12 protein-coding genes and 1 pseudogene are annotated in these 12,491 nt (G+C 68.7%); 5 read left to right on the top strand and 8 right to left on the bottom strand.

Features of this window, described 5'->3' with window-relative positions:
• Positions 1-108: 108 nt before the first annotated feature.
• Positions 109-396, bottom strand: a complete 288-nt coding sequence (locus tag KZ829_RS06650; RefSeq protein ID WP_246635212.1) for a hypothetical protein — start codon at positions 394-396, stop codon at positions 109-111.
• A gap of 390 nt (positions 397-786) precedes the next feature.
• Here KZ829_RS06650 and KZ829_RS06645 point away from each other — a divergent pair, with 390 nt between their 5' ends.
• Positions 787-999 (top strand): DUF397 domain-containing protein, encoded by a 213-nt coding sequence (locus KZ829_RS06645; RefSeq protein ID WP_220142958.1) that lies wholly within the window; start codon positions 787-789, stop codon positions 997-999.
• 108 nt (positions 1,000-1,107) lie between these two features.
• Here KZ829_RS06645 and KZ829_RS06640 read toward each other — a convergent pair whose 3' ends face one another.
• Positions 1,108-1,323 (bottom strand): helix-turn-helix transcriptional regulator, encoded by a 216-nt coding sequence (locus tag KZ829_RS06640; protein ID WP_220142957.1) that lies wholly within the window; start codon positions 1,321-1,323, stop codon positions 1,108-1,110.
• A gap of 353 nt (positions 1,324-1,676) precedes the next feature.
• On the opposite strand from KZ829_RS06640, the pseudogene KZ829_RS44820 reads away from it, so the two are divergent.
• Positions 1,677-1,769, top strand: a pseudogene (locus KZ829_RS44820) (IS200/IS605 family transposase); the annotation flags it as partial.
• 42 nt (positions 1,770-1,811) lie between these two features.
• Here the strand turns inward: KZ829_RS44820 and KZ829_RS06630 are convergent.
• Complete coding sequence (locus tag KZ829_RS06630) at positions 1,812-2,024, bottom strand: hypothetical protein (protein WP_220142956.1); 213 nt, start codon at positions 2,022-2,024, stop codon at positions 1,812-1,814.
• Positions 2,025-2,089: 65 nt separating this feature from the next.
• Complete coding sequence (locus KZ829_RS06625) at positions 2,090-3,046, bottom strand: LysR family transcriptional regulator (RefSeq protein ID WP_220142955.1); 957 nt, start codon at positions 3,044-3,046, stop codon at positions 2,090-2,092.
• A 121-nt stretch (positions 3,047-3,167) separates the two neighbouring features.
• Here KZ829_RS06625 and KZ829_RS06620 point away from each other — a divergent pair, with 121 nt between their 5' ends.
• Together KZ829_RS06620 and KZ829_RS06615 are read left to right on the top strand one after the other, a co-directional pair.
• Positions 3,168-4,469 (top strand): MFS transporter, encoded by a 1,302-nt coding sequence (locus KZ829_RS06620; protein WP_220143321.1) that lies wholly within the window; start codon positions 3,168-3,170, stop codon positions 4,467-4,469.
• Positions 4,466-5,299 (top strand): alpha/beta fold hydrolase, encoded by an 834-nt coding sequence (locus KZ829_RS06615; RefSeq protein ID WP_220142954.1) that lies wholly within the window; start codon positions 4,466-4,468, stop codon positions 5,297-5,299. Before KZ829_RS06620 ends, KZ829_RS06615 begins: the two co-directional genes overlap by 4 nt.
• 89 nt (positions 5,300-5,388) lie before the next feature.
• Here KZ829_RS06615 and KZ829_RS06610 read toward each other — a convergent pair whose 3' ends face one another.
• From KZ829_RS06610 to KZ829_RS06595, 4 genes are all read right to left on the bottom strand, one after another.
• On the bottom strand, positions 5,389-7,800 hold the full coding sequence (locus KZ829_RS06610; protein WP_220142953.1) for a glycoside hydrolase family 31 protein: 2,412 nt from the start codon (positions 7,798-7,800) through the stop codon (positions 5,389-5,391).
• A 22-nt stretch (positions 7,801-7,822) separates the two neighbouring features.
• Positions 7,823-8,644 (bottom strand): carbohydrate ABC transporter permease, encoded by an 822-nt coding sequence (locus tag KZ829_RS06605; protein ID WP_220142952.1) that lies wholly within the window; start codon positions 8,642-8,644, stop codon positions 7,823-7,825.
• A complete protein-coding gene (locus KZ829_RS06600) occupies positions 8,644-9,585 on the bottom strand; it encodes a carbohydrate ABC transporter permease (RefSeq protein WP_220142951.1) in 942 nt (313 codons plus the stop codon). Before KZ829_RS06600 ends, KZ829_RS06605 begins: the two co-directional genes overlap by 1 nt.
• Positions 9,586-9,656: 71 nt before the next feature.
• Positions 9,657-11,030 (bottom strand): ABC transporter substrate-binding protein, encoded by a 1,374-nt coding sequence (locus KZ829_RS06595; RefSeq protein ID WP_220142950.1) that lies wholly within the window; start codon positions 11,028-11,030, stop codon positions 9,657-9,659.
• Positions 11,031-11,231: 201 nt separating this feature from the next.
• Here KZ829_RS06595 and KZ829_RS06590 point away from each other — a divergent pair, with 201 nt between their 5' ends.
• On the top strand, positions 11,232-12,263 hold the full coding sequence (locus KZ829_RS06590; RefSeq protein ID WP_220142949.1) for a LacI family DNA-binding transcriptional regulator: 1,032 nt from the start codon (positions 11,232-11,234) through the stop codon (positions 12,261-12,263).
• Positions 12,264-12,491: the final 228 nt, after the last annotated feature.

Genomic DNA, 12,491 nt, shown 5'->3' with positions numbered 1-12,491 from the left:
GCGCGGAGACCGGTCATGGGCGCGGGGACGGCGCGCAGGGCGGGTAGCGGCGGAGATCCGGTTCCGGTTCGCCGTACTCATCTCGCCCAATGCTCTTCGAATGCGTCGTCAGACCGGTCGAACTTCGGCGAGCCGCTTGACCGAGTAATCGTCCTCCCAGCAGACGGCGGCCTCCCAGGCGGCCTCGGCTTGCGCGGCGATGTCGTACGCGTCGTCGTCGAGGCCGGCGGCGTTACCCGGCAGCACGAGGTCGAGGTCGGGCACGTCGACGTGTGCCTCATCCCAGTCGATCAGCCCGACGTGATCCGCGGTAATCCGGATGTTGCCGGGGTTGGGGTCGGCGCCGGCACGGTCAGGCCTGCACGGTCGAGGTGTTGAAGAAGCGCCGTCTCCCATGCGAGATCGGCGTCGCTCCGGCCGCCGAGACGACCGACCGCGAGGTGCCCGCCGACGCGCACGCTCCACACATCGTTGGCGACTCCCCCAGCGAGCGGCTCGATACGAACGGCGTCCTCACCCCACTGCCCGAGTGCCTCCCACCCCATTCGTCAGACCTTACGGGTTCCTAACATCAAGGACATCCACAGCGTCGCTGGCGACGGGTTTCACCGGACCATGCCACCTTCACGACACGGTCCGGAATTGGCGTGCTGTCGCCGACCTGCCGACCGCGGTGCCGCGAACCAGGACGCAGACGGCGGTGAAATCGGCCAAAGCCGCCGTGGCCAACAGCCGGCCGTCGATCTGCACTCCCGCCGCCTCGCCGGCTGGGCGATCGCCGACCACATGCGCGCCGACCTGGCCATCGACGCACAGTGGCGGGAGTCTACAAAGCCGGGCAACAACGGCGGGTGCGTCGAGTTCGCTCAAGTCGGCGGCTACGTGGCCATCCGCGATTCACGGGACCCGGGCCGGAAACCGCCGATCTTCGGCGCCGACGAGTGGGACTGCTTCCTCGACGGCGTCACCAAGGGCGAGTTCCCCGTACCCGAAGTCTGATCGTTTTGGATCATCGCCGTCCCTCTTGGCCGATCAGCGTGCTGGGGAGGCGCATGCGCTTCCCCAGCGGGCTGAACCGTTGTTTCCCGCCTCCCCGAGCGGTGATCTTCACGTTCGTTTCTTCTGCCGAACTCCGGAGGCCTCTCGTTGGGCGCACCATGCCTCGACCTCGGCGGCCAGCCAGATCTTGCCCTGACCGAGTTCGGCGACCGGGCGCGGGAAATCGGCCCGGTTCGTGATCTGATACACCCGCTGACGGCTGAGCCAACCCAGCCGCACCCGAATTTCATGACTGCCGACCAGCTTCGGCTTTCGAGTTCCCATGCATAAGAGAGTAGGCACTGGACAAGATTGCTAGCGACAAGGTCACCCGCACCGGGTCTAGGCACGAGCGATGGTGATGTCAAGGCCGGCTCGACCACGTCCTTGAAGTGGATCTCCCCGAGCACCTGCAGTCCGTTGCCAATAGTCCATGTTGTTCCGATGATGGCGGGCTTGGAGCCGCGGCTTGTGTGGGGCATGGGTGTGAGCGGGCCGTGACCGGAGTCGACGGGGAAGCCACCTTGGCCTTGGGCCGCGATTAGGGCAGCGGCGGCGACGGCTCAGCTGTATTGCACGATGTTCGGTTCCGGCACAACGTGTTCACTGACCGGCACCTGACCCGGACGGAACAGATCATGCGGGACGTGTGCGCCGACTTCGAGCCCGAGGTGATCGAGTTCAACAGCGAGAACAACCACGCCCGCCTCCTGGTCGACCTCCCGCCCAAGACGACCGTCGCCCGGCTGGTCAACAGCCTCAAAGGTGTCTCCTCACGACGGCTGCAGTACATCGAGCAGCAGAACCGTCCCGGTCGAGGCACTGCCCGGGCCTTGGCGGCCCTCCCAGCGCGGGCCTTCACCCCCGGCCTGAAAGGCCGGAGCACTGGCCCGCATTCCGGTAGCGGGCCGACCGGGCGCGAGGCCGTTCGCCGGGTCCAGCATCGGCTGGAAGGCGTACGCCGGGGTGTGGTCGTACTCGGTCATGAGCTGGGCCGTCGGGGCGCTGCCGTAACGGAACTCGGTGCGCGCCCCGCCCGGCTCGACGAGGGTCAGGTCGACCCCGACCCCGACCCCGACTCCGGCGCCGGCAGCCAGGTCGTGTCCGGATCCGCCGGCACGGTGGGCCAGCCGGGGGTCAGTTCGTCCACCGCCGCGTGCAGGGCGTGCAGCCCGGGGTGGTCGGCGTCGGCGCGCCAGATCATCGCCCACGGGAACAGCGGGACCGGATCGATGATCGGGCGCAGCACCCCGCCGGGCACGGCGGGTTGGGTGCTCATCACCAGGATCGGGCCGTTACGGCCGACCAGATGCTGGGCCAGCTCATCGATGCCGTGGACGTGCGGGTGGGCGCCGGCCGCGTCGATGCCGAACGGGGCGAGCAACTGCAGCATCGCGTGTTCCCAGCCGGGAGTGGCGTGGCTGCCGGCGCGGAAGCACACGCCGGCGCCGCGCAGTGCGCGGAGCGGGACGGCGTCGTGCGCGGTGAGCGGATGGTCCGCGGGCAGCAGCACAGCGAGCGGCTCGTGGCGGACCGGCCGGTGCCTCAGCCCGTCGGTGTGGTGCGGGATCCGACCGAAGGTGACGTCGAGGCGCTCGGCGAGCAGCAGGGGCACCGCGTCGTCGGTGCCGGTGTGGAAGCGGGCGAAGTACTCCACCTGCGGGTGGCGGCGCCGGGCCGCCGCCAGGACGAGGGCCGGGGTGAGTCCGGCGCCGACGACATCGACGGTCAACGAGCGCGGCTCACGGTGCAGTTCGCGCAGCGTGGTGTCGTGCAGCGCGAGCAGTTCCCGCGCCCGGCGCAGCAGCGTCTGCCCGGCCGGAGTCAGCACGACCCGCCGGGTGGTCCGATCCAGCAGGCGCACCCCGGCCCGGTCCTCCAGCCGCCGGACGTCGCGGCTGAGCGCCTGCTGCGCCAGGAAAAGCCGCTGCGCTGCGCGGCCGAAGTGCAGTTCCTCCGCCACCACGATGAAGTGGCGCAACAGCCGGATGTCGAGATCCTCGGGCACACGTCCGTTGTACTCGATTCACACACACAGCGCGTCAATGGGCCCCCAACAGGTGTTGGAGTTCGGACCGCAGGCGGGGCCACGATCGGATCACCGACTACGGCGATCGAGGTGGTTCGCGATGGGCGCACGAGGCGCGGTGGCGCTGCAGTATGCGGCGGCGGGTGCGCTGACCGCGTTCTGGGGCGCGTCGCTGCCCGCGTTCGACGCCCGGCTCGACCTCGGCGCGGCCCGGCTCGGCGCGATCCTCATGGCCCTCGCCGTCGGTGCGCTCGTGGCCATGCCGGTCGCCGGCAGGCTGGCCGACCGGTGGACCGGGCGGCGGCTGCTTCGGCTGAGCGCACCTGCCGCGGCGCTGGCACTGGCGGGTCCGGCGCTGGCCGGCTCGGCCGGGACGCTCGCGATCTCCGCCATCGGCCTGGGCATGCTGCTCGGCGTGCTCAACGTCGCGTTGACCGTGCAGGCGGTGGCAGTGGAGCGCGCAGCCGGCCGGCCGGTGATGGCCACGATGCACGGGATCTGGACGCTCGGTGCGGTCGCCGGTGGTGGGGCCGTGGCCACCGGGCAGTGGGCCGGTGCGGGCGTGCGGGTACTCCTGGTGGCTGGAGCGGTGACGCTGGCAACGGGGATGGCCGCGGCCGGCCGTGGGCTCGTTGAGGCGTCGACGTCGCGGACTCCGGAGGCGGGCACTCACGCCGGTAAGGCGGATCCCGTGCCGATCCGGCCGGCGCTCCTCGTCGCGCTCGGGCTGCTCGGTGCCGCCGCGTTCGTCGCCGAGGCGGCCGCCACGGACTGGGCCGGATTCCACGCCACCCGGGTGCTCAGCGCCGACGCCGCCACCGGTTCACTCGCGTACACGCTGTTCCTCGCCGCGATGACCGCCGTCCGCTTCGTCGGTGACGCGGCCCGGTCGCGGCTCGGCGTCGGCCGCACGATCCGGCTTGCCGGCTGCACCGCCACCGCCGGATTCGGCCTGGTGCTCCTGACCGGCGAGCTCCACATCGACGGGTCGGCGCAGGCCGGCTGCGCACTGGCCGGCTGGGCGCTGACCGGCGCCGGGGTCGCGGTCGTATGGCCGGTGGTCGCCAGCGTTCTCGGCGCCGGCGGCGGTCCGGCGCGGCAGCTGTCGACCGTCACCACGATCAGCTACGGCGGCGGGCTGGTCGCACCGGCCCTTCTGGGGTTCGTCGCCGCCCGCGCGTCCCTGCCGGTCGCGCTGCTCATTCCGGCCGCACTGGTGGTCGCGATCTCCGTCGGCGCGCCCGCGGTGCTCGCCGCGACCATGCCAGGCCACCGGCCGCCCGCGGGCACACGGCGCCGGCCGGTCCTGCCACACCGACCAGTCCCGCACACCCAACGAGACCCGCGAACCCGACCGGTCCTGCAGGAACAGCTCGTCGATACGAAGGGATCCGCACAATGACCACCACAACTCGAACCCTGGCCGTGCCCGGTGGACGGCTGTACTACGAGGTGCGCGGCACCGGACCACTGCTGCTGCTGGCGGCCTCGCCGATGGGCGCCGACGTGTTCGCGCCAATGGCCGACGCGCTGGCGAACCGGTACACCGTCGTCACCCATGACCCGCGCGGCATCGGGCGCAGCCGGCTGGACGACCCGGCCCAAGACTCCACGCCCGACCTGCGCGCCGACGACGTAGCCGCGCTGCTGGACGAACTCGAGGCCGACTCGGCCGACATGTTCGGCACCAGCGGCGGAGCGCTGACCGGGCTGGCACTGGCCGTGCGGCAACCGGGACGGCTGCGGACCCTGGTGGCGCACGAGCCGCCCCTGCTGCGGCTGCTGCCGGACGCGACGGCGCAGCTGGCCGCGGTCGAGGACGCGGTCGAGGCGTTCCACCGCGACGGGCTGGGTGCGGCGTGGCAGCGGTTCATGGAGCAGGCCGGTTACGACGCCGAGCACCCCGGCGAGGATGCCGGCGAGTACGAACCGTCGGAGCAGGATCTCGCCGACGGCACCCGGTTCTTCGGCCACGAGCTGTGGCACACCACGAGCTACCTGCTGGACATCGCGGCCCTCGCCGCCGGTCCGGTCCGAGTCGTGATCGGGCTCGGCGTCGAGTCGCACAAGTTGTTGACCTGCCGCACGTCCGTGGCGCTGGCCGAGGAGCTCGGGGCCACGCCGGCCGACTACCCCGGCGAACACACCGGCTTCCTCGACCACCCGGCCGCGTTCGCCGAGGCGTTGCACGCGGAGCTGGACCGACGGCCGTGGACTCGCGGTTCATCGTGAGCAGCGCGGTCTGCGCGACCACCCGATAGCTCTACCCCAGGCGTTGGGGGCCCCGGCGACGTGCCGACGAACTGGCTCCGCGCGATCGGTCAGACCGTGAATGTGGCATCGAAGTCGCCGCCCTGGTTGCTGAACCGCACCCGTGCGTCGGTCACACGGTGGTCGACGCCGTCGACCCGGACCTCGTGCGGGTGCGCGCCGCGGATCACCAGGACGAATTCGTCGCGGACGAACTCCGGGTAGCCGTCCCCGCTGGTGCGAGCCGCCACGGTCACTGTGCATCCGGTCCGAGTCAGAGTGAGGACCGTACGCCGGAAGGCCCCGCTCTCGGCCGCGGTGGTGACGCCGTCATCCTCGACCAGCAGCGAGGTGTGCGTGCCGTCTTCGGCCGGTACCACCACGTGCAGGTCAGTGCTGCGAGGCTGGTACCCGTCGGCGTGGTCGGGGGCCTGCGGCCACATCGGGATCACCGCGCCGCCCCGCGCGTACAGCGGGATCCGCTCCATCGGTGTCGCCGCGGTCACGAACCCCGGCCCCGTCAGGACTGTCCCGTCATACCATTCGACCCACGTACCCGCCGGCAGGTACACCCGCCGTGCGGTCGCCCCGGCGGCCGTGACCGGCGCGACCAGCAGGTCCGGACCGAACAGGTACTCGTCGTCCACATCCCGGGCCAGTGGGTCGTCCTGATGGTCGAACACCAATGGTCGCTGTACCGGCGCGCCCGTCCGGCTCGACTCCACGAACGCCGTGTACAGGTACGGGATCAGCCGGTACCGCAACCGGATCGCCTCGCCGACCAGGTTCGCCACCATCGGCCCGAACGACCAGGCGTACTGATCGACATGCACGATCGCCGAATGGTTGCGGCAGAACGGCGTCAACACTCCGTACTGCATCCACCGCAGGAACAGTTCGGCGTTCGCGTCGCCCATGAACCCGCCGACGTCGGCCCCGACGAACGCCTGGCCGCTCAACCCCAACCCCGCGGCCATCGGCATGCTCATCGCCAGATGATCCCACCGGGACAGGTTGTCACCCATCCAGTTCGCGGCGTACCGCTGAATCCCGGCCGACCCGGCCCGCGACAACACGAACGGACGCCGGTCCGGGCATGCCGCACGTATGCCCTCCACGGTCGCCATCGCCATCAACAGCGCGTACTGGTTGTGGAACCGCTCATGCGAGTGCCGACCACGACCGAACCGCATCGCCCGCGGGTCGATCGCCCCGGTGGCCGGCTCGTTCATGTCGTTCCAGATCCCCGCCACTCCCGAACGGACATGCTCGGCGTTCAGCCGTCCCCACCACTTCCTGGTCTCCGGCAGAGTGAAGTCGGGGAACGCCGTGTCGCCGGGCCACACCTGGCCGAGGAACAACCCTCCTCCCTCGGTCCGGCACAACAGGTCAGCCTCCGCCGCCTCGTCGAAGACCCGGTACCCGGGATCGTGCTTGATTCCCGGGTCCACGATGGTGACCAAGCGGTACCCGGCCTCCGCCAGCCTGCTCAACATCGCCGCCGGGTCGGGGAACCGCTTCGGATCCCAGGTGAACACCCGATAACCATCCATGTGCTCGATGTCCAGCCACAAGCCGTCGCAGGGGATCTCCTCCTGGCGGTGCCGGCGAGCCAGAGCCTCGACGTCGGCCTGGGTGTAGGCGAACCACCGGCACTGCTGATATCCCAGCGACCACACCGGGGGGATCGGGATCCGTCCGGTCAACCACGTGTAGGCCGCCAGGATGTCCGGCATTCGAGGACCGGCGAAGACGTACTCCACATACTGGCCGCCGTCGAACCGGATCGAATACTCCCCCGAAACGGAGAAGTCGTAGTGGGCACGATGAGGATTGTCGATGAACGAGCCGGCCATCGCCCCCGAAGCGGCGTCCAGGTGATAGAAGAACGGAATGGAGACGTAATACGGGTCGAACTCCGTACTCGTCGGGTCCGCCCGCGGATCCCTCTCCACCCGCGCCGCGGCGAACTCACCCGAGGCACGCGGATCCAGTACGTCGACGTTCCACAGAACGAAATCACGCCCGCGCCGGTTCAGCCGGCCGGTCTTCTCCCCCAGACCGTAGATCGCGTCAGCACCGCGGCACCTGCGGCGTATGACGAATGCGTCGTTCAACATCGCGTACGCCCCGTCGGCACCGACCGCTACCGGCGAACCGTCCGGGCGGTGCACGTCCAACCGGAACGGCGCCGTTCCCAGCGTGACCACCAACCCCGACGTTCGCAACCGCACGACACGGCCATCGGCCCCGGTCGTCTCCTCCACCGTGAACGGCACCTCGGCCGCCAACGGATCCACGCACACCGCGTGGGAGAGATCATCGTCGAAGACGCCGCCCCGGCTGATCGCGAACCGCACGACGTCCGCACGCACGACGTCGACCCGCAGTCGCTCTCCGTGCAATTCGGCCGACAATCCCTGTGCGGTCTTCTCGACGGAGTCGACACGCGTGAAATTGCGGAAGTACTGAGCGTCGGACACGCCTGGCCTTTCGACGGTGGACTCAACCCTTGACGGCGGCGCTGGCCGCCCCCGCGACAAAACGCCTCTGGAAGATCACGTAGACGATGACGACGGGAATGATCGACACCGTCGTCGCCGCGAACAGACCGCCGTAATCGGTGCTGTACTGCCCGCTGAACGTGGTCAGGCCTACCGCGAGCACCTGTTTGGACGGCGAACTGATCATCAGGTACGGCCACAGGTAGTCCTCCCAGACCCACAGGAACTGGAAGATGGCCAGCGCCGAGATCGCATTGACGCTCAACGGGGCGACGATGCGGTGGAAGACGTACAGCTCGGAGGCGCCGTCGATCCGGGCGGCCTCGAGGATCTCGTCCGGCACGTTGTCCATGCTCTGGCGCATCATGAAGATGCCGAAGGAACTGATCGCGGCCGGAATGATGATCGACGCGTAGCTGTCCTGCAGTCCGGCGTCGGTGAACATCGTGTAACGGGGAATCAGGACGACGGCCCAGGGGATCATCGTGGTCGCCAGGACCACCGAGAACAGCAGGCCGCGCCCCCGGAAACGGTACTTCCCGAACACGTACCCACCGAGCAGGCTGGTGTAGACGGCGATCGCGGTGATCACCACCGCGAGCAGCAGCGAGTTGCCGAACAGCCGAACCACGTCGAAGTGCTCCTGTATCGACCGGTAGTTCGCCAGTGTCCAGACGCGCGGCATCAGGTGCTGATCGACCGCGGCGATCTCGTCGGCGTGCTTGAAGCTCGACAACAGCATCCACACGAACGGGAAGATCGTGACGGCGGCGATGGCCAGCAGTCCCACGTTCAGGCAGATGGCGGTGATCCTGAGACGCATCAGTGTGCCTTTCCGCGTAGCGGGCCGGTCTGCGCCCGGTACCACAGCATGGTCAGCACCGCGGTGCCGACGAACAGCACGAACGCGGCCGCCGAGGCGTACCCGAAGTTGTAGTTCTCGAATGCCTCCTGATAGATGAGGTACGAGATCAGGCTGGTCGCATCGCCCGGACCGCCGGCTGTCAGGACGAAGACCTGGACGAACGCCTGCAGGTACCCGATGATCGACGTGACGACGACGAACAGGGTCGTCGGGCGCAGCATCGGCCAGATCACCCGGCGGAACCGGGCCCAGGCCCCGGCGCCGTCCACGTCGGCCGCCTCCAGCACGTCCGCGGGCAGGGCGTACAACCCGGCGAGGTAGAGGATGACCGCGAACCCGAAGTCCTTCCAGATGGTCATCACCATGACGGCGGGCAGCGCGAACCGGCTGTCGTAGAGCCAGTTGACGTCGAGGCCGAGGAACGAGTTCACCGCGCCGAACTGCGGGTTGTACATCAGCCGCCACACGTACGCCACTGCGACCAGTGGGGTGACGGTGGGCAGGTAGAACAGGGTGCGGAACAATGTCTTGGTGCGGGTCAGCCGGGAGTGGACGGCGTAGGCGAGGGCCAGGCCGAGGACGACCCGGCCGACGATCGCGCCCGTCATGAAGACGACGGTGTTGACCGACGAGGTCCAGAACACCGGGTCAGCGAACAGGCGCCGGTAGTTCGCCAGGCCGACCCACTGGTAGGTGTCGTTGAGCGGATTCCAGTCGTGCAGGCTGCCCAGGAGCGCGGCCACGATCGGCCAGGCCACCAGGGTGAGGATCGCCACGATGATCGTCGTGACTACGACCAGGCGCAGCGGGCGCTCCCCGCGGGCGGTCGAGGTGCTCCGGCGGCGTCGCGGCGCAGCGGCAGGCGGTGCCACAGCGGGCGCGGTTTCGGTGGTGGTCATCAGGCCCGGGCCGGACGGGGCCGCGCGGGGCGCGTGCCGGCCGTCCGGCCACCTCCTCTCGGGGACCGGCCTCAGTTCGAGGGCGCGTACGCGGCGTACGACTGCTCGGCGGACTGGAAGTTCTTGCCCGCCAGATCGGTGGTGATCTTCTGTTGCGCCGCGGTGAGCGCCTTGGCCGGGTCGACCTTGTTGTAGAGGATGTCCTGCCACATCTTCGTGAAGTTGTCCTCGAAGGTCGACGGGATGGTGCCCGGCCAGATGTAGCGCGTGATGTCGCCGTAGGCCTGCAGCGCGGGGTCGGCCTTGATGTCGGGGTCGTCGGCCAGCGGCTTGTACGCCGGAAAGACGCCGTAACTCAGGTTGAGCGCTTTCATGTTGGTCTTGTCGGTGAGGTAGAACTTCAGGAAGTCCTGGGCGGCCGCCTGCTGGTCGGCCGATGCGTTCTTGTTGATCCCCAGGGTCGACTCGCCGTTGTAGCGGTCGAAGGCGTACGGCGTCGTGCCCGCGGTGGGTACCGGGGTGCGGAAGACTCCGAACTTGATCTTCGGGAAGTCGTTGCGCAGCGTGCCCTCGTACCAGCCCCAGGCGTAGACCATGGCGGTCTGCCCCTGCCCGAAGCTGGTGGTGGCCTCGGTGCCGAAGTCCTTCGAACCGCTGCCGTCCGCGTACATCTGCAGGAAGCGCTGGATGACCTGCAGGTTCGCGGGGTTGTCGACGGTCGGTGTCTTGCCGTCGGCGGCGAACATGTTCTGCCCCAGTTGGTAGGCCATGCCGGACTGGAAGGCGCTGAACGAGGCGTTGAAGTTGAACCCGGCCTGCTTGAGCTTCGAACCGTCGCGCAGGGTGAGCTTCTTCGCCACCTCGCGGAACTGATCCCAGGTGGCCGGGATGTCGGCGTCCGTCAGGCCCGCCTTGGTCCACATGTCCCTGTTGTAGTAGATGGCCCCGCTCATCAGCCCAAGATCGATGTAGTAGACCTTGCCGTCGATCACGTGGGGCTTGACGTTGGTGTAGTCCGCCGTCAGCTGGTCGAGGGGGACGTCGTACGGTGCCATGTATTTGATGATGTTGTCGTGCTCGCTGTTGTGGACATTGAAGATTGCGGGCCCCTTGCTGCCCTGTAATTGCAGCGGCAGTTTCGTCCAGTAGTCCTCCCACGGCTGGTTGACGACGGTGATGTCGACGTTCGGGTGGATCTTCTGGTACGCGTCGGCGAACGCCTGCATCTGCGGGATGTTTCCCCAGGCCCACCAGTCGAGATGGATCGGTTTCCCGTCGTTGACCAGGGTGTTCGGGTCGTACTTCAGATTCTCGCCGACGATCGGCAGGCCTTTGGCCGCCGTGGTGTCCTTCACCCCGTCACCGTCGGAGGACTCGCTGGAGCATGCCGTCAACATCAGGACGGCGGTTGTCAGGACAGCGGCCAGTGTGCGCGTGGTTTTCATGGAACCTCCGCAGGAATTGAGTCATCGCCCTCTACAGCCGCTGCTGGAAGGCGGGATCAACGGCCCGAAGGAATGCCCGAAGGTCATTCGAATGCGAATAGATTTACCGGTATACTTGGGCAACCTAGTCCCAGCGACCGGCAGACGTCAAGATGGTTCGATGTCTGGGTGAGCGCCACCAGGGCGCGGAGAGGACCAGAGATGCCGACGCTGCAGGACGTCGCCCGGGAGGCCGGGGTCTCGAAGATGACGGTCTCCAACGTGCTCAACGGGCGCCGGGACCGGGTCTCCCCCGCCACCATCGCCCGGGTCATGGAGGTCGTCGGCCGTCTCGGTTACGTTCCCAACGCCACGGCCCGATCACTGAGCGCACGCCGGTCGAACATCGTCGCCCTGGCCTTTCCCGGCTGCGACTCCGGCGGGGCCGAGCCCCTGATGGACCCGCACGACTCGGTGTTCCTCGGCGTGGTCGAGTCGCATGTCACCAGGGCCGGCCTCTACCTGATGGCGCACTCGGTGACGAGCGTGGAGTCCACGGCCGACAGCCTGCGGTCCTGGAATGTCGACGGGGCGATCTTCCTGGGTACGCGGGCGGACGAGGTCGCCGCGCTGCAGGCGGCCTACGACGCACCGATGGTGTTCATCGACAACCACGGCACCTCGCCGCACATCAGCAACGTCGGCATCGAAGACCGGCTCGGAGGGCACCTCGCCGGCCGCCGCCTGATCGAGGCCGGGCATCGGCGGATCGGCTTCGTCGGGCCGCGGTTCGACGAGCCCGGCGTGGTCCGTGAGCGGCACGCCGGTTTCGTGCAGGCACTGGCGGAGGCCGGCCTCGATCTGCGACCGGAGCACGTGGTGCGGTGCAATGCAAGCTTCGACGCGGCCGTCGCCGTGGCGCAGCAGGTACTGGCGGCACCGCAGCGACCCACGGCGGTCTTCGCCACCGCGGACATCATCGCCGCGGGCCTGCTCAAGGGCTTCGTCCGGGCCGGATGCGCGGTGCCGGACCAGATGTCGATCATCGGGTTCGACGACTTGGAGGTGGCCCGGCACGTCACTCCCGAAATCACCACCCTGCACCAGGATATTCCGGGTAAGGCCAGGGCGGCGGTGGAGGTTCTGCTGGCTCAACTCGCGCAATGGCCCACGGTGCGTTCCGAGCGGCGGGTGTTGGGTGTCACCCTCGTCGAGCGCGAATCCGTCGGGCCGCCGCCGGCATCCGTGCCCTGAGCCCTTACCGCGCCACCCGCCGGGAACGCCGCCGCGAGAGCCCCAGGAACGCTAAGTCCAGCTTTACCGATAAATTTGGATTGCCAAGGGCCTTACGAAGGCCGCCTACCTGCTCACGCCGCGCGCCGCGGTCCGGCGGCGGCGGGCACCTGCTGTGCGTCATCCCGGTCCACAGTGACCGCGACGTCTTCGAAGCCGGGGTGCCCGCGTCTGGCCGTGAGCACCGCA

Source organism: Actinoplanes hulinensis, from assembly GCF_019429605.1.
Taxonomy (GTDB): domain Bacteria; phylum Actinomycetota; class Actinomycetes; order Mycobacteriales; family Micromonosporaceae; genus Actinoplanes; species Actinoplanes campanulatus.
The sequence above is the reverse complement of the archived record's forward strand: the minus strand, read 5'-3'. Positions and strand labels throughout refer to the sequence as shown.